Source organism: Deltaproteobacteria bacterium (assembly GCA_016874735.1).
Lineage (GTDB): Bacteria > Bdellovibrionota_B > Oligoflexia > Oligoflexales > CAIYRB01 > CAIYRB01.
In genome coordinates, this window is sequence record VGTI01000006.1 from 71,572 (window position 1) to 89,146 (window position 17,575).

The 17,575-nt window shown below is 53.9% G+C and carries 15 protein-coding genes; 8 read left to right on the forward strand and 7 right to left on the reverse strand.

The features are described from left to right. The first annotated feature begins 45 nt into the window (after nt 1–45). Both FJ146_05755 and FJ146_05760 read left to right on the forward strand, forming a co-directional pair. On the forward strand, nt 46–525 hold the full coding sequence (locus FJ146_05755) for a hypothetical protein (protein MBM4251455.1): 480 nt from the start codon (nt 46–48) through the stop codon (nt 523–525). 81 nt (nt 526–606) lie between these two features. Continuing rightward, the gene (locus FJ146_05760; GenBank protein MBM4251456.1) at nt 607–1,605 is read left to right on the forward strand and encodes a GGDEF domain-containing protein; all 999 of its coding nucleotides are present in this window, start codon (nt 607–609) and stop codon (nt 1,603–1,605) included. Nucleotides 1,606–1,627: 22 nt separating this feature from the next. On the opposite strand, the gene FJ146_05765 is transcribed toward FJ146_05760, so the two are convergent. Both FJ146_05765 and FJ146_05770 read right to left on the reverse strand, forming a co-directional pair. After that, a complete protein-coding gene (locus FJ146_05765; protein MBM4251457.1) occupies nt 1,628–2,065 on the reverse strand; it encodes a hypothetical protein in 438 nt (145 codons plus the stop codon). Beyond that, on the reverse strand, nt 2,062–3,912 hold the full coding sequence (locus FJ146_05770) for a hypothetical protein (GenBank protein ID MBM4251458.1): 1,851 nt from the start codon (nt 3,910–3,912) through the stop codon (nt 2,062–2,064). The genes FJ146_05765 and FJ146_05770 overlap by 4 nt, the downstream gene beginning before the upstream one ends. Nucleotides 3,913–4,096: 184 nt before the next feature. Here FJ146_05770 and FJ146_05775 point away from each other — a divergent pair, with 184 nt between their 5' ends. Further along, nucleotides 4,097–5,128, forward strand: coding sequence for a polyprenyl synthetase family protein (locus FJ146_05775; GenBank protein ID MBM4251459.1), 1,032 nt, complete (start codon nt 4,097–4,099; stop codon nt 5,126–5,128). A 51-nt stretch (nt 5,129–5,179) separates the two neighbouring features. Next, complete coding sequence (locus FJ146_05780; GenBank protein ID MBM4251460.1) at nt 5,180–6,538, forward strand: insulinase family protein; 1,359 nt, start codon at nt 5,180–5,182, stop codon at nt 6,536–6,538. 29 nt (nt 6,539–6,567) lie between these two features. Here the strand turns inward: FJ146_05780 and FJ146_05785 are convergent, their stop codons facing one another. Then, nucleotides 6,568–6,981, reverse strand: coding sequence for a TM2 domain-containing protein (locus tag FJ146_05785; GenBank protein ID MBM4251461.1), 414 nt, complete (start codon nt 6,979–6,981; stop codon nt 6,568–6,570). Nucleotides 6,982–7,196: 215 nt separating this feature from the next. Here FJ146_05785 and FJ146_05790 point away from each other — a divergent pair, with 215 nt between their 5' ends. Then, entirely contained in the window at nt 7,197–8,663 is a 1,467-nt protein-coding gene (locus FJ146_05790) for a VWA domain-containing protein (GenBank protein ID MBM4251462.1), read from the forward strand. Here FJ146_05790 and deoC read toward each other — a convergent pair. From deoC to FJ146_05805, 3 genes are all read right to left on the reverse strand, one after another. Then, nucleotides 8,660–9,364: a deoxyribose-phosphate aldolase gene (deoC, locus tag FJ146_05795; protein ID MBM4251463.1), complete on the reverse strand. Its 705-nt coding sequence runs from the start codon at nt 9,362–9,364 to the stop codon at nt 8,660–8,662. The two genes, FJ146_05790 and deoC, sit on opposite strands and share 4 nt — an antisense overlap. Nucleotides 9,365–9,481: 117 nt before the next feature. Then, on the reverse strand, nt 9,482–11,620 hold the full coding sequence (locus tag FJ146_05800) for a hypothetical protein (GenBank protein ID MBM4251464.1): 2,139 nt from the start codon (nt 11,618–11,620) through the stop codon (nt 9,482–9,484). 86 nt (nt 11,621–11,706) lie between these two features. Continuing rightward, complete coding sequence (locus tag FJ146_05805; GenBank protein ID MBM4251465.1) at nt 11,707–12,564, reverse strand: hypothetical protein; 858 nt, start codon at nt 12,562–12,564, stop codon at nt 11,707–11,709. Between the two features lie 199 nt (nt 12,565–12,763). Here FJ146_05805 and FJ146_05810 point away from each other — a divergent pair, with 199 nt between their 5' ends. Further along, the gene (locus FJ146_05810; protein ID MBM4251466.1) at nt 12,764–14,221 is read left to right on the forward strand and encodes a hypothetical protein; all 1,458 of its coding nucleotides are present in this window, start codon (nt 12,764–12,766) and stop codon (nt 14,219–14,221) included. Between the two features lie 17 nt (nt 14,222–14,238). On the opposite strand, the gene FJ146_05815 is transcribed toward FJ146_05810, so the two are convergent. Next, entirely contained in the window at nt 14,239–15,183 is a 945-nt protein-coding gene (locus tag FJ146_05815; GenBank protein MBM4251467.1) for a LysR family transcriptional regulator, read from the reverse strand. Between the two features lie 206 nt (nt 15,184–15,389). Here FJ146_05815 and ahpC point away from each other — a divergent pair, with 206 nt between their 5' ends. Together ahpC and ahpF are read left to right on the forward strand one after the other, a co-directional pair. Beyond that, entirely contained in the window at nt 15,390–15,956 is a 567-nt protein-coding gene (gene ahpC / locus FJ146_05820) for a peroxiredoxin (protein ID MBM4251468.1), read from the forward strand. Nucleotides 15,957–16,006: 50 nt separating this feature from the next. Further along, nucleotides 16,007–17,560, forward strand: coding sequence for an alkyl hydroperoxide reductase subunit F (gene ahpF, locus FJ146_05825; GenBank protein ID MBM4251469.1), 1,554 nt, complete (start codon nt 16,007–16,009; stop codon nt 17,558–17,560). Nucleotides 17,561–17,575 lie beyond the last annotated feature (15 nt).

The window sequence follows — 17,575 nt, forward strand, 5'->3', positions numbered from 1 at the left end:
CGATGAGCACCATGGGGATACCCCAAACTCATACGAGGTCAGCCTATGGGAATCACACTTAACGTCGAGAAAAAAGGTGAATGGGACCAGCTTGTCTACGCTGGCCCGATCAACGAAGACGCTGAGGTCCATCTGAAGCCCATGCTTGCGGCTCTCGGCGCCAACGTCATCATCAATTTCCGCAAAGTTGAGTCCGTCAACAGCTGCGGCGTACGCGCTTGGATTAACTTCATGCGCGAGGTTGCCAAAGGGCGCAACCTCATTTTCGAAGAGTGCACGCCTGAGATCGTCTGCCAGATCAACATGATCCCTAACTTCCGCGGCAGTGCCAAAGTAAAATCTGTGTACGCGTCTTATTCGTGTGCCCAGTGCGACAATCAGACCTGGGTCCTCTTTGAGGAAGGGCGGAACCTACCGAGTTCCGGGACTGACGGTGTGTCCGAGCAGAAGTGCGAAAAATGCGGCTCGGCCATGGAGATGGAAGAGCTAGAAGACGAATTCTTTGCCTGGTTAGATGCTGCCTAGGTCCTGATGAGGGCTCGGTTTCAACAAACCTAAACAATCAATAGCAGACAATTAAACGTAAACAATGTTGAGAGTAAAGCTATGGGTGAAGCAGCACTAAACCTCACAGACAACGCCGGCCAGGATGTGTTGGAAGCTTTCAAACCCCATGAGCATTTTTCCAAGTGTTTGCTGGATGCATTCGCCGTGATGGACATGAGTGGCCGCGTGCTTAAGTGCAACGCACTCCTAAGTCTCGTCACCGGTCAAAAGACCAAGCAGATCATGAAGGCCGGTTCTCTCACAGAACTCCTGAACTTTGACATCAAGGGGATGCCCTTAACTGTGGCCGAAATCCTGAGTAATCCAGCACCGTACCGTTACGATGATGTCACGGGTACTGCCACCGTGAACAACCAGTCCCTCAATCTGACGATCGGTGTCTTCCCGTTTGTCGTCAACGGCGTCAACATCGGCGCCTTTGTGCTCCTGCGTGACGTCACTGCCGAAACGAACCTACAGGACCGCTATAAAGATAAGGCTACGCAGTCGATCACCGACAACCTAACCGGCCTTTTCAACCGCGCCTACTTTTCGGAGTACCTGACCAGCCAAGTTAAGGTCATGGAGGGTCTGCCAGCTGATTCCGACCAAAGAACCATGTCGGTCGTCATGTTTGACATCGACCACTTCAAAAAAATTAACGATGTCTACGGTCACCAGGCCGGTGACTTTGTGCTCAAACACGTCGGCGGTATTTTGAAAAACGGCTTCCGCAAAACGGATGTCGTCGCCCGGTACGGTGGCGAGGAGTTCTTGGCGATCCTGCCTGCCACAGGACTTTCTGGTGCGGCCAATGCCGCAGAAAAAATCCGCGAAGCAATAGCAGCGTTCAAATTCGACATGAGTGGTACCGTCATTCCCGTTACGATATCAATCGGTGTGGCACAGATGGCCTTTTCCAAGGAGACTGCTGCCGAGGCGATCGCTCGTGCCGATGCGGCGCTCTACTTCGCCAAGAAATCAGGACGGAATCGGGTCAGTATCCACAATGGAACCGACCCGGCTCCGGTAACACCAGAGATCTTGAAACCGAGCTAGCGGCCGCGCTTACGTCGATTTGTTAGTTGAGGAGCTCTGACCCGCCACCGTATCCGGCGAGTAGTTCATCGGCCATTTTCTCAAGCTCTAGGTTGAGAATTTGCCCTTTGACTTGGAACGCTACGCCATCCCATTGGTACTCGGTCCAATCGATCGGCAGGTAGCAATCCCCGTCCTCGCGGAAGTACTCAGCAAAGTACTCGGTCATGTAATCAAGCAGGAACATAGCCGCAGCGCGATCACTAAGATCTGTATCGGCGAAGGCGATGCGTGACTCTACCGGATAAAAATAGGACCCTGACTCGTTACGCAGCGTAACCTTAGCGTAGACGCCCTGTGCGTCTTTACTAAACTCAACGGCAAAATAACGCGGTCCACGGAGTCCGGCAAACTTACGATCGAGCAAGCGCGCAAGATCCTCACACTCAGCTTGGTCGAACCAAGTAGTCACGTCGGTCATAGCGATCCTCCTTTAGTGTCTTCAGCGAGCAGCAGTGCGCCGAGCTGCGATGCTACATCTTGCGCATGGGTTTCCTGATCTTTGGCATGTCTAAGAGCTGTGACAAGCTGTAGCAGGAGATCAGCCAACCCAGCCATGACACCCTGAACCGGGTCGGCTGCAGTGATTCCTGTGATTTGACTCACGGCCCACGATTTGCTGGCATCGCCGCTTAGTTCCAGACGCAGGCTGCCCTCGATGCTACGCATCACATCGGCAGCGAGGTCTTGCAGGGAGGCAACATCGCCAATCTGCAGCTTATCCAATTCAGCTTGAGAGAGTGGATCGCCCGTGAATTGGCCACCAGCGAGGACGCGCGCTAGAGCTGTTACGAGCCGCATGTCAACACTCACTGTGGCAGCTCGCAAATCATCATCTGCAAGCTTGGCAACGGCTAACAAACCACACAAAGCATCGAGTTTAGATGCCAGAGTAGCCAATTGTGCCATGCTGCCAAGCGGAGCGAAGACGATGCGGGCCCCGCGCGCGCCTTCCGCCTGCAATCGCAGCGGGACGACGGGCAATCTGTTGCATGCGCCCTTCAGTAACTCAGCCTGCTCGTAACCAACGACCGTCAATAGGTCCCGGTCGATCGCCTCGACGACCAGTCCTGGTTTGCCCATTTGAAGATTCTTAGCCATCTCGACGGCGCCTGGGAGTTTATGCTGCGCGAGCTTCGTCAAGGTCGCCTTGGCAACGTTGCTTACCAGCGTCAGACCGGCTCTAAAGAGCACTTGCGGATGCTCCGTCGCCAAGATGACCCTACCAACGTCGATGTCGCCGGCAGCAGCATATTCAAGCCCCAGACTCACAAGCCCTTGGGCATGGGTGAGTATGCGCCTTAAACCAGCAATGTCGTCGGCTTCAACTTGAAGAGCCGCGCACAGAGAGTTGGCCAGATGCAGAAGCTGCTGCTGGACGACCGCTCCTTGATCTCCTTGCTGCGTCGCGCTATTGGCCACGACATCCAAAAGAAAAAGCTTAGCCTTACCGGAGGTGGTTACCGGCAACGCACGCGCTGCGACTTTGTCCAAGTCCAAGTTCTGGGGATAACGTCGCCGCAAGGCGGCGAGATCGAGGGGCCTGAAAGCCGCAAGACTCTCGTCGTACGTCACAAAGCCATCTTCCGAAAGGCGTGCGGCACGGAACTGCGCCAACTGAGCTTCCGCCTCGTTAGGTGGATTGTAGGCCGCATGCGCCAGTAAAGCGTACGCGTAAGATACGTCGCTAGACAGCGTCGCCTCGACCAATTGGTTGACGAACTCAACGACAACGGGATCTTCGCTCTTGATGCGGTAATGCAAGGTGCCGCAGGGCAAGCGATGCAGAGCATCTTGCTCAGTGGTGCCCAGCTTCTCGTACTGATCCTCGTCAATAAGGTCGATGTAAGGACCCAGCAGCCCCAGCTGGTACTCTTCGTCGAGATCGCGAAACCGCCGATACAGCTCCTCGTCACTCACTTCTTTAAAGAGCGTCAGCCACCTCATGGCACGGCGCAGCTCCAATTGATCGTGACGCCAAACGTCGTAGTCGAGGATGCGTGTGACTTGATCCTCGGACAGTAGAGGCAGCAATTCCAGACAGTCCTCGGGGCCTCTGACCAGCATGGCATGGTAAAGCTGCTGGGGTAGCACGGCTTGCACCGCTTCGCTCGGGTCTTCACTGAGTAACAAGGCATCGATATCAACCGGCTGCGGCAGTAACGATGACGTGGTCCATGGTGTCTCGATCGGCACGGCCTGATGACCAGCGTCCAATACACCTGCCATGCCCTCGGTAAGAACTCCTTCCGACAATCGGCTTGCCATGCAGCACTCCTCTATGTATTCCTAGTAAGCACACTGTCTGCGTGAGCCTTGTCGCTCAAGACTGCCGGCACCATATAGCCGACGCCGTCAAGCGGCGCCGGAACATATCACTAATCATTGCAGGTCGCAATGAATGCCTGGTTACCATGGATTTGATTTGTCAAATTAGGGCGTTGTCTTTAGGTTGGAGGATTCCCCCCTGCACGAGGTAGATCCATCACTGGCTCTAGATGCACTGGCTAAGTCCTTGATCGAAAAGGCTTTGGCGCCGGTCCAGAAGGACTTGGCCGAGCTCAACCAGCGCCTTGTTGGGTTCATTCCGACCGAGACTGCCACGGCGCAGGCCGTGGCGGAGCACGTATTGGGCGCTGGTGGCAAACGCATCCGGCCAGCTCTATTTTTCATGGCGAGCGACATGCTCGGCTACCGCGGCGACCACCTGTACCCTATTGCCGCAGTAACCGAATTCGTCCATGCCGCTAGCCTGCTGCACGACGATGTGATCGATAACAGCACGCTGCGGCGCAACCGTCCTACAGCCAACAGCATCTACGGTGGTGCCGCCAGCGTACTGGTCGGAGATCTCATCTACTCGACCGCCAGCGAAATGATGGCTGCTACTGGTAATATGGACGTCGTTAAGACGTTTGCCCGCGCTATTCGCCTGATGAGCGATGGCGAGCTGCTGCAGTTAGAAAACCTCTACAACGCAGATGTGAGCGAACTCACATACATGAATATCCTCGAGTACAAGACAGCCGTACTCATTGCAGCATCTTGCCAAGCGGCAGGCCTGCTGGCCGGCGTGTCTCCGACTCAATGTGATGCGCTTGCATCATTCGGACATCATGTGGGATTGGCCTTTCAGCTGATTGATGATGCCCTTGATTATACCGGTTCTGCCGAGATCGTTGGCAAAGCGACACACTCAGATTTGCTCGAGGGCAAAGTAACCCTGCCCGTGATTCTATTGAAAACGGCTGCCCGTAGCGACGAGTGGGAGCGCGTTCAGCGACTGATTCATCAAGATGTCACGACGTCCGCAGTGGCAGAAATAGCCACCCTCGTTGACAAGTACGACACGGCCAACCTAACGGTGGAGAGAGCGCACGGCTTCACGATGAAGGCCATGGCGGCCCTGCATAGCTTTCCTGCGGGAGTGGCGCGGGATCATCTTGAGAATTTGGCCAACAAACTTCTCTTCCGCTTCAACTAAGCCACTAGGACGTGAGCCCCTCCCAAAGACGGTGACCAGAGGTGACCAAAGGTGACCAGACAGGCAGCTATGATTCGTAAAGAGCCGCGCGACATGCACACCAGTCGACTCGAGCAGTTTGATGCCAGTTGGCGTCGTGAGGTCTTGTCAAGTGGGCTAACCCTGATCAGCATACCGCGACCTTATGATGATCATTTCTTTCTCGGTGTGACTTTAAAGGTTGGCACCCGCCTCGAGCAGGGCAAACATAAGCCAGGTGTCTCTCACTTTCTCGAACACATGATGTTTCGCGGTTCCGGGCGCTATCCAGACTATGCTCAGCTTGCCGAGGCGTTCGAGTGGCTGGGCGGAGACTGGAATGCTGCCACCGGCCATGAGCATACGGAATATTGGTACTCCGGCATTAAACATACGGCGCGCGAGGTGATCGATTTATTCGCGAATTTTATCGCAACGCCACAGTTTACGGATATTGAGGTTGAGCGCAGTATTATCACGCGTGAGCTTGACGGCGAGACCAACGATCACGGATACAGCACAGACCTTGATTATCACGTCTCCACATTACTCTGGCCGGGTACGACCGTGGCGCAGCCTATTCTTGGCAGCCGTGAGTCTATAGCCAGTATGACGGTCGAGGATTTACGTCGTTACCGTGATGCTTTCTACGTGCCTCACAATATGGCCATTGCCGTGGTTGGCGGAGATGAGCATCTATTGCCTCTGCTACGCACGGCGTTTGGAGATTTACGGTCTGATTTTAATCACGTCGCCAAGGTAAGCTTTCCAGCCTTAAAAAGGCAGGCAGGCCCTTTAGTAAAATGGGTCGAGCATAGTGACAACGAATACGAGATTAAACTCAGTTTTGTTTGCGGTTCAGAATGGTCGAGTGAGGCCCAGACCGTAGAACTTGTGAGCCGCATATTGGCCGACGGTTTTTGCTCGCGCCTCGGGCGTAGGCTCCGCGAGCAACTAGGTCTCGTTTATGACATTCACGCGCACCCGACTCTGGGTCTGGACGTCGGGACCCTCGACATTGGTGCATCCTGCGCGCAGGATCAACTAGACGAGTTCATGGCGGAGCTTATGGCTGAACTCCGACGACTTGCCGCCACTGGCCCCACCGCTGATGAATTGGAGCGCGCCCGCGTCCGCGCGATCGTCGATCTAGAGCTCGCTCCAACGATACCAGAAGTCATCGGCACCCGTTTGCCGTGGGCCTACCTCGCGGGACGCGATTTATCTTTGGTCGCTGAGCGGGAACGCATCAAAGCAGTGACCACAGAGGGGGCAGCCGCATGGTGCCAAGGCACTCTCAAGGCCAATAACGCTGCTCTAGCGGTATTAGGCCCTGCGGCTAAAGATATCGAAAAACGCCTGAAAAAGGCCCTGACTACAGGGCTCGGCTGATACCGCTACTAAGACTATGCGGAGCTCGATCAGGGATTCGCCTGATTGGCTTCCGACACCTGCCCATTGAGGGTCCAGAAGTCATAGACGACGCCGACGAGACCGAGACCACCGGTCAGAAGATAAAGCAGTCCGGTCCATATCTTTCCCATGTAAAAGCGATGGATTCCGAGAAATCCGACATAAGTCAGCAAGATCCAGGCAAGCGAGTAATTCACACGCCCCGGAACGTAACGACGCTCGGCGCTACGCTCCATACTTGGGATCAAAAAAGCGTCTAAAATCCAGCCAACCCCAAAGAGGCCCAGGGTGCAGAACCATATGGTCCCCGTCACAGGACGACCGTAGTAGAACCTATGAGCGCCCGTAAATCCGAACAGCCAGATTATATAACCTAGTAATAAATTATGTGTATCCTCTCGCTCAAGGAACGCGGCTTGCATAGACTCTCCTAATCTTGAACCGATTTAGTGGCATTCCCACAGAAACTTGGGATACACCTATTTTGGCTAAGGTTTCAACATGATTGCTTGCACAGGGTTTTGACAGATAACTCGGGCCTTCTCTTTAAGAGGCTAATTTCATTGCCATCAAAGTTGTGCACGCTTATTGCACCTACCCATAGCGATACAACAAGCTTTAGGGGAGTGGACAAGCGATGCTCACAAGGCTGACAACAAGGCTGATGCGAACGATAGCGATTGCTAATCTTGCCGCCCTGGCTTCTGGTGGACTGCCTGCCTGTAGCCAAGCTGAATTCGGGGGTAAAGATAAAACGGCCGCCTCCGGCAAGGCAGCCAAGGGCAAGAGCAAAGGAGACGAAGGTAACCTAGGCGGTCTCGGTGGCCCTGGCGTTGACGCTAGTGCCTACGGCACGCCGGTGACGGACGATCTGGGTCGTCCGGGTTGGGTCGACGATAAGATCAAATCACTAGTAGATACTTTGTTTAGAACCGGTGCGATACCGAGTCTTGGCGACAATCCCGGCAACGGTGGCGGCAGCGGCACTAGTTCGAGTTCAGGTATTCCCAAATTAGGGGAACAGGGTAATCCGGGATCGGGTGGCAGCAGCGGATCCGGCGATGGCACAGGATCCGGCGGCTCCGAAGATGGACAAGGTAAAGGACCAAGCAGCCTCTTCAGCGACGCCAGTGGTGTCCTCTGGATGCCTTGTCGCGATAGCGCTGCAGGTAACGGTAACTTCAGCTCCGATTTCTTCGCTAAAGTTGGTGCCAAGGTGCGCGTGGCCGGTGAGTTTTGCCCGCAGGCTAAAATCGGTGGCGATGTGACCGTCCTCTACGTCATCGACCACTCAGGGTCGATGGAGGGTGCGGGTGAAGAGGGTCCCAATGACCCCACCTCCAACGGTCTCTGCGGCCGCTTCAAGGCAGCCGAGGTGATCGCGAAAAAATTTGCCTCCATGCCTGACACTAAGGTGCAGACCGGCGTGATCGGATTCTCAGGTGCGGCGCGTGTTGACTTACAACTAGGATCTTTAGACGCACTAAATGCAGTCGTGGATAAGTCAAAGCTTTTCTGTGGATCAGATCCAAGCAATGCATCGACTAACTACCACGCTGCGTTCACCGAGGCCAAAAAGCTCATCGAAAAGGTCCCAGGCAAAAAAATCGTGTACTTCATTTCTGATGGTTCCCCGACCACTGGTCCCAATAATCCCAGTACCTCTGGCTTAGCAGCAGCGCAGGCTCTGCGCCAGATTCCTGACCTGACCCTCTTCGCTCTGTTCGTGGGTTACACCAAAGGCAAAGCCAATAACCCGCAAGGATATCTCGAACAGATCACCGGCAACCCGAAGGCCGTTCGCGTTACCGCCAACGCCACCGAACTGGTGCAAGCAGCAGCGGCACTCGCCCAACCCCTCGTCACGATCGCACCGAGTGATGTGGTAGCTCAGGTGACCAGTGGTCAGAGCACGGTACCAGTTAAAATCGAGAAAATCGAAGCGCGCAAAGATGCGATCAACAGGTTTATCTGGGTTACCGAGCCATTCGAACTAAAAGGCGTCGCTGGTAAATCATCCATCAACGAACTGCAGGTAACGGCCAAAACCTCGACCGGAGACTCTGTAAAATCCGGAGCTGAAATAAACTTTAACGCCAACTAAACGGGTATCTTTTTAGGAGCGGTTTGTGCTAGCAGTTTACGGAAATCGCTCATGATCTGCACCGTAGCACTCGAGCCGATCCGATCGACTCCAGCAGCCGCAAACTCAACGGCTGCGGCCAAAGTCCTAATGCCCCCTGATGCCTTAACACCGACATCAGGATGCCTTGCGAGGCCCGCACGAATGGCTTGCACATCGCCGAGCGCAGCTCCACGCGCACCAAAACCGGTACTTGTTTTCACCATGCTCGCGCCAGCTTCAGCGCACCAAAGACTGATCTCTCTGATCTGCACTGGATTTAAAAGCGCTGTCTCAATGATGACCTTAACCGGCACTTTACCTGCAATCCGCACCACGGACGCGATGTCATGGCGGCAAGCTGCGGTCTCACCACCCAGGTAATAACCAGAGTTGATGACCATGTCTAGCTCGCGGGCACCATCCGCTATAGCCCTGAGGGCCTCATCGATCTTGACATCGGTACGATTGCAGCCGAGCGGAAATCCAACTACCGCTATAGGCATGGAAGCGCTGTCGCGGAGCTCCCGTGCAGCCAACGGTATGTAGCAGGGATTGACACAGGCGGCCTTAAAGCCGTGCTCTCGAGCCTCCTGACAGAGTTGCCGCACCTGGGCCGGAGTGGCGTCAGGTCTGAGCAGCGTATGATCAAACAAAGCAGCGAATGCAGCCAAGTTACGCATAGATTCAGGCAGTGTATTGAGCATTTGCATCCCTCTCCTTCGCTCTGGGGGGCAAGGCACCTTAGCGGGCACCATGTTCGGCTAAGACTACTCCCAGTCCAGCCAATCACCAAGCGTCTAAGCACTTTCGTTCTTTGTTCCCGCGACCGGAGGACCAAGCCACCTGATGTAGACAAAGGTGCAGTCGTCTTTGGGCTTGTGTTGCCCCCAAAGCACTTTGGTCGCGGTCTGCAACTGGTTAAGGACCTGATCCGCCGACTTGGACTGCGTTAAAATTTGGCGCAAATCCCTCAACTTAAATCTTTGTCCCCCCGGACCGATGTTGTCCAGTAACCCATCCGTGTGGAGGAACAACCCGTCACCCTCCTTAAGCTGCAACTCACAGCTACCGTAACTGGCGTCAGCCCTTAGTCCAAAGGGATTGGCTGGCGGTATCACGGCTCCAAGATGTCCCCCCGACACTTGCAGCATAGGAGTATGCCCGGCATTCAAATAGGCAACCTTGCCTGTATCAATTTCGATACCAAGGATAGCGGCGGTCATTAACCTATGGTCCGATTCACCGCTATCCCGCACGGCACTGTTGAGGACGGCAGCGAGAATTTCCAGGGCGGTTTTCATATCCGCCGTTTTATTGTGGGCTTTAATGGCTGCGATAGCGCCTTTAAAGCCACCAGCGGTTGCGATCGACACGAGAGCTGATAACAGATCATGGCCAGTCACATCTGCAAGCACAACATAAAGCCGACCTTGTTCTTCATCAAAGTTGGTACCGATCCAGTCACCTCCGGATATCTCTGCTGGCTGATATTCGCTCACAATTTCAAGACCGGGGATACCTCTAACCTCCTGACCTAGGGAGCGATATACGCTCTGCGCCTCAGCAAGGCTAACTTGCAGTGCGCGACGCTCTGCAGATATTTTGGTCAATGCCACGCGTGTGGCTTCCTGCTCCCTGAGCTCGTGATTTAGTTTGATGATGTCACGCTCACGCGACTCGACCGCTAAAAATGCCGCATTGAAACGACGGGCTAGCTGTATCGATTGAAAACCCACGAAAACATACATCCCTATGGGTGACATACGCGGGATGTCCCAGCCGATATTTAGCGCCACGATTTCGAAAACAGAGAGACCAGCGATAATGGCAAATCCGGCTAAAAATAGTCCAGCGCCATCACGTTTCTTTCTAATGCTCGTCATAAGCGCATGGCTATAAGCGAACACAAGCACGATATTCATAAGCTGGGTGATCATCCGCGCATAGGCAAAAACTGGCGGCGTTGTCAGCAGAGTCAGGATCGTAGCCGGCGTAATCACAGCGGCAGATAAGGTCACCGGCCAAGGGCGGCAGTCGAGCGGAAACATGCAGTTGATAAATTTTGCCAAAACCGGGATAGCGACAAAATAAGTCACTAACTCAAGGCGCCACGACCAAAGACCGGAAATATCGAGAAATGTGCCTCCGAGCTGGCCCTCCCCGACAAATATCACCCGCATGGCGATAATCAGGCTAAAGAGTGCAAACCAAATATTTGACGATTCAGAGCGGCGAAAGACAAACATCCAAAGATGATAGAAGGCCGTGAAAATGAGCGTACTAATCAGAAACATATCAAAGCCAATGCGGAATGCCTGCATCCTTGCCATTTGATCCGGATCACCGATCATCATGTCACCCACAATACCACCGTGGGTGACGGTAAAGTTTGCCGTCTGAATGATAATCTCCAAAGCCCCCTGTGATACCTGATGCGTCAGAATTAATTTGTTTCCACTGCTGTTCGTGGCGGGAATTTCGGGCGTGTAGTGACCCAGTTCCTTCACTTTTTCGCCATTCAGGTAGATCTGTGCCCAGCCGTAGAAATATGGCATCTGCAGTCCGACCTGTTTGACGGTAGGAGGTAACGTGACGCGCGCCCTATAGGTAGCAACCCCGAGGTCACTCAGTGACTCATCGCCGACTTTACCGCCGCGCCAAACTTGAGGAACCTGATAGTAGGTTGGCTGATCGGTAACTTCTCTCAGTACGGCTGGTGTTAAGAGCTCCTGCCAGTAAAACTCCCAATCACCGCGCAACGGTATAGCACCGCCGCGTACAAAATCCATGGTGCTAAGATCCACCACGCCCCGTGCGACAAAGGGATGGTTGGCCGCAGTCGAGATCACTGAGATTGAGATAACAAAAGTACTGAAGATTGCCGCAAAGATTGCATGCCATCTGCCGCCGTTAGTCTGGTTGCGTAACTGCCCCATAGGTGCCTTACCAAAGTAGGTTATCCCCTATAGTTATCGGCGCGTTGCAACCTATCCTTAGTGGGTGACCAAATTCCCCAGAATTATCAACGTGTCAGAGAGTCTACTACCTTTTGGCGCACGCCAGCATCGGTGGCAATCGCCATGTGAGCAGTGAAGGCCGCTGCCGTGAGACTGATGTCGGCATTCTCAGCCCCCACAATGGATCCGGAATGCAGCGGTGATGGTTCGTCTTGGTAGTAATTACTCCAAAGAGTGGCTTTGGCTTTTATCGCCCCTAAACCATCGGCACCAAAATCCGCCGGCGCCTCGCTGCATCCAGGTGCTGGCTGCCCGCCAGCGGAGCCAAGTAGGTCGTTCGGAGTACATTTCGTCACACTGATCGGGTCAATTGTGACGAGTGTTTTGAGACTGGTGCCAGCGGCTAGCTCGATTTCTTTGGCAACTTTCATCGCTGTCCAGCCACCGTAGGAGTAGCCGACGATGTGAACCGAGGCATTTGCCTCCTTTCCGACCATCTGCCCAACTTTAGCTGTGAAGTCGTTAATCGCAACGTACTGGGTGAATTTTGGGAACTCGTTAGTTGTGAAGTAAATCGACCCGGCGGCTGGGGTGAAGCAAGCCAGTAAGTAGGTCGGCTCAGGTTTAGCTTTTGCTTTCAAGGCGGCCACGAGGTCGTCAAGGATGCGTGTCATGTTGGTGCCCGCGATGGCCCCCTCGGTGTCCGAAAAGTTTGGACAGGTGCCGTAACCATCGAGCAGGAAGTAAAGGTCTTTACCTGCCTTCGGTTGGGCTGATGTTGAGGGCGGCTGACTCGTTTTTCCACCCGACCTTACTCCCACTTTTTTAGCCGTAGGCTCCAAATTCCCACAGCCGACTGCGGTGGCGGTCACCAGTATCCCAACGACAAGATCACGAATCGCATGATGCGCCAACGACCACATGGACTTGTACACCTCCTAAACACTCTCTGCTCATACTTTGTCTTCGGAAGATTCAGGGAAAACTTAAGCATAAATAAATACATTAATGTTTACATGTGGTTACTTTTATACCTTGAGACTCTCAGCATTGGCAAACATTGTGCAACACCATCCGCGAGTAGCCCTAGAGCTGACCCACGTTGCATAGAGTTGTGTTGAGATGAGGTTGACGATGTTTCGGAACTTATTAATCGCAAGTACCATACTTTCCGGCTGCGGCAGAGGAGCCCAAGTCGCCGACAACCAGCAGCAACCTAGCGCAGCAAATCTTCCAACCACAATTGCCTCTGGCGAAACTCAAGAACTGGCCGCTACCTCTGGTGCCGTAGGCAACTCGTCCTTGAACACTGCCATAGGACGCATGGCCACGCCGAAACGGATGATTCCAAACCTGCAGCCATTTCCTAACGCGCGTGGCTACGCAGCCACCTATAGCACAGCCGGTGGCGTTGACTTAGACAATCTTTTCTTCAAAAGCTTGGGCTCTAATGGTCGTACCTGTGCTTCCTGTCACAGTCCGTCGACAGGATGGACCGTAAACCCGACTGATATTCGCTCAAGATTTAATGCAACTAATGGCCTGGATCCCATTTTCCGCCCGATTGATGGCGCAGTTTGCGCCAATGCTAATGTTTCGACCGTCCAGTCACGAAGTGTGGCTTACGGCCTACTCCTAAGAAAAGGTTTATTCCGCATCGATCTGCCGATGCCTACGGACCGCGACTTTGATTTAGTCAACGCGATTGGCGTTTACTGCAATACACCCATGCAGTCGCAGTTTCTGCCGCTATTTCGCCGTCCCCTACCATCGACGAACCTCAAATTTTTAGCTGCCGTGATGTGGGATGGTCGTGAAAGCAAGACCGGTCTCTCCGTGAGAGAGGCATTGTTGAACCAAACCAATAATGCGTCCGTAGGCCACGCTCAGGCCACCGCACAAGTCTCTCCGGCCGATCGCGAAAAAATTGTCGACTTTGAACTTGGACTTTTTACCGCTCAGATTTCTAGTTTAGCGCCGCTAACGACAAATGGCGCTAACGGTGGTCCTAGGTTTTTGGCGGACGTCCCTTTCACCATTGGTAGCAACTTTCCACCAAACTTTAACCCGGCTATTTTCAACCTGTTCACATCATGGCGCGCACGCCCAGCCTCCGCCGGCCATGCTGCTATTGCTCGTGGCGAGCAGATTTTTAATACGAAAAAGTTTCGGATCCGCAATGTTGCCGGACTACCGTCTGCTGATTTCGAGGGATCTTGTGGCACCTGCCACAACACGCCAAATGTCGGTGGTTTCTCGTCGCCAGGATTCGTGAACATAGGGGTCGGTGCTGCCAATCGCCGCAGCCCCGATATGCCGTTATTCACATTCCGTAACAAAACGACCGGAACTACCGTCGCCGTCAGTGACCCTGGACGAGCACTGATTACGGGTAAATGGGATGATATCGGCAAGTTCAAAACTCCTAGCCTACGCGCCCTAGCGACTAGAGCTCCCTACTTCCATGATGGTTCTGCTGCTACTATCGAAGATGTCATCACCTTTTATGTCAATAGATTCAGCATCACCATGACCCCGCAGGAGCGGACTGATCTCAGCGCCTTCCTGCGCTCCCTATAAATCTTTCGGAGACTGACTCACGCCAGCGGCACAGTGCGCTGCCGGCGCGGATCCTTGGTAACCGATGACGGCAGCGAGCTGCTGATGACCGCCAACAATTTAGTCAGCAGCTTTTGACGCGCAAAAGACCGGTGAACCACCAGGCTCACCTCGCGCGTAGGGACAGGCTCTTTAAACGGGACCACAACACCCTGGCGCCGCGCCTGACCGCTCACTGCAAGCTCGGGAATCACTGTGTATCCTTGCCCCCGCTCGACAAGTCGGCAGAGCGTCTCTAGACTACCACTGCTAAAGCTCAGTCCACCTGTGTTGGTGGCGCGACTGCGCCTCCCGCGACAGACCCGCAAGGTTTGTTCGCGCAGGCAATGTCCCTCGGTTAGTAGGAGTAAATGCTCATCCTTGAGAGACGTGTCATCCACCTCGGCGCTTACCGCTATATCGCTGCCTTTGGCTGCATAGACATAAAATGCCTCGTTAAAGATAAAGTGTTCCACCAATGACGACTCACCAAGCGGTGTCGCGAGCAGTCCGACGTCATATTTATTGCGATTGAGTCCCTCGATGATCTCGGTCGTACGAGCCTCCTCGACTGATAGCTGAAGCTGCGGACATTGATTTTGCAGTTCATTAAGGAATAAGGGGACTAAATAGGGCGACATCGTCGGTATAACGGCAAGGCGCAGCTCACCACTGAGCTCGTCTTTAGTGAGGTTGACGATTTCTTCGATCTTAGCCGCCTGACTGAGGACGAGCCGACTTTGATCGAGAATTAAGCGTCCAATGGGCGTCGGACTAACAGGCTGCGTGCTACGGTCAAAGATTACAATGCCGAGATCATCCTCTAATTTTTTGATTTGCATGGACAAAGTCGGCTGGGTCACGAAGCAGGATTTGGCCGCTTGGTGAAAGTTGCCAAAGCGCTCAACGGCAGTCAAATAACCGAGCTGCGTGAGGGTGATCATAGCTCAGAGGCTCCTCTATTGCTTCCCGCACCTTTTGTTTCTTCAAATAATACCGATCTTTACGCAATTGATCAATAATATCTATTGAAAGATAGAAATTATAGATTTTATTGATTAACGGATCCGTCCGATAACTGGATTGTAACAAGCCCGGGGCGTTTAACCTGGGCGCTAATCACGGTGACGGTTTCACCAAGGAGGCTTCCATGTCCAGTATCATCAATTCCAAGATTCCAGAGTTCAAAGTCCAGGCCTATCACAACAACAGCTTTAAAAGCGTCACGCATGCTGATCTAAGCGGTAAGTGGTCAGTATTTTTCTTCTACCCCGCGGACTTCACTTTTGTTTGCCCCACAGAGTTAGGCGATATGGCCGACAAGTACGACGAGCTTCAGAAACTCGGCGTCGAAGTCTACTCTGTCAGCACAGACACGCACTTCACTCATAAGGCTTGGCATGATGCATCCGATACAATCAAGAAAATCAAGTTCCCGATGCTCGCTGATCCTACTGGCCACCTAGCCCGCTCCTTTGGCGTCTACATTGATGAAGAGGGCCTTGCCTACCGCGGGACCTTTTTGGTCGACCCAGAAGGGCGCATCAAGATTGCCGAGCTTCATGACAACGGTATCGGCCGCAATGCGGACGAATTAGTCCGTAAGATTCAGGCTGCTCAGTTTGTTGCTACACACAAAGGCGAAGTATGCCCAGCCAAGTGGCGACCTGGCAAAGAGACCTTGAAACCGGGTTTGGATTTAGTAGGCAAAATCTAAAGCCACAGCCCCCACTACGTCCGCCTAAAACACGACCGACCGGAGGATTTATGTTGGATAGCGCCATCCGTGATCAGCTTACACCCCTCATGGCTCAACTGCAGGTTCCCGTAATCATCGACGTGATGACGAGTGACCACGAGCAGCAAGGGGAGCTGCGCGCTCTACTGGGCGAAATCGCTTCGCTGTCGGGCCAGATACAGGTCACAGTGTTATCAGAGACCGCCGCCGTCCCAACCTTTACCGTAAGGCGCCAAGACCAAGCGGCGCGTCTCGCTTTCCGCGGCATTCCGAACGGCCATGAATTCACCTCGCTCGTTTTAGCCGTATTGAACGCCGGAGGAGTTGGCAAAATGCCCGACGACGGACTCGCTGCGAGAATAAGGAGGCTTAGGTCTGATCTTGCCATCAAGACATACGTCTCTCTCAGTTGCGAAAACTGCCCCGAAGTGGTGCAGGCACTAAATCGTATCGCTTTGGTACACGGTGCACTGAGCCACACGATGATTGACGGGGGAGTCGTACCGGAGGAGATTAGCGCCCGTGGGATACAAGGTGTCCCAGCGGTCTATGTTGGTGACGAGCTGCTACACTCCGGACGGGCCTCCCTGGCCGAGCTCCTTAGTAAACTCGAAGCGCAGTTTCCGAGCGCTATGCCCATCACTGCCCAGTCGCTGGGGCACTATGACGTTGCCGTCATTGGGGGCGGCCCCGCTGGGGCATCGGCTGCCATCTATAGCGCCCGCAAAGGGCTGAAAACCATCTTGGTAGCCGAACGACTGGGTGGACAGGTGCAAGATACCAAAGGTATCGAGAACATGATCTCGGTCCTGTACACCGAGGGCCCCCAACTCTCTGCCCAGGTTGAACAGCATCTCCGTTCCTATCCTGTGCAGATCCTGGAACATCGGCGCGTCAGTCGCATCACGGCCGCTACCACGCGAGAGCTTACACTCGACAGCGGTGAATCACTCACATGCGACGCGCTGATTGTTGCTACGGGGGCCAAATGGCGCGAGCTTAATGTCCCGGGCGAAAAAGAGTATCTGGGACGAGGCGTCGCCTTCTGCCCGCACTGCGATGGCCCGTTTTACAGAGGTAAAAAAGTCGCCGTCATCGGTGGCGGTAACTCAGGGGTTGAGGCCGCCATAGACCTGGCTGGCATTGCCAACGAAGTAGTGCTACTCGAGTATGCTGCCTCGCTCAAAGCCGACCAGATCCTAATCGATAAACTTAAGTCCCTTCCTAATGCCCAGGTAATTACGAGCGCAAAAACCACTGGCATCATCGGTGACGGACAGAGAGTGACGGAACTGGCTTACACGGACCTCAGGACGCAACAACATCACGACCTGAGACTGGACGGCGTCTTTGTGCAAATCGGCCTGCTACCTAACAGCGCTCCCGTTAAGGACGTGGTCGCTACCAACAAGTACGGCGAAATCATTGTCGACGAGAAGGGACGTACATCGGCCAGGGGTGTCTATGCTGCCGGTGATGTGACGACCATCCCGTTCAAACAAATCGTCATCGCCATGGGCGATGGTGCCAAGGTAGCGCTCGCAGCTTTTGAAGATCGCCTACGTCAGCAGGTCGGGCCGTAAGACGGACAACTGCGC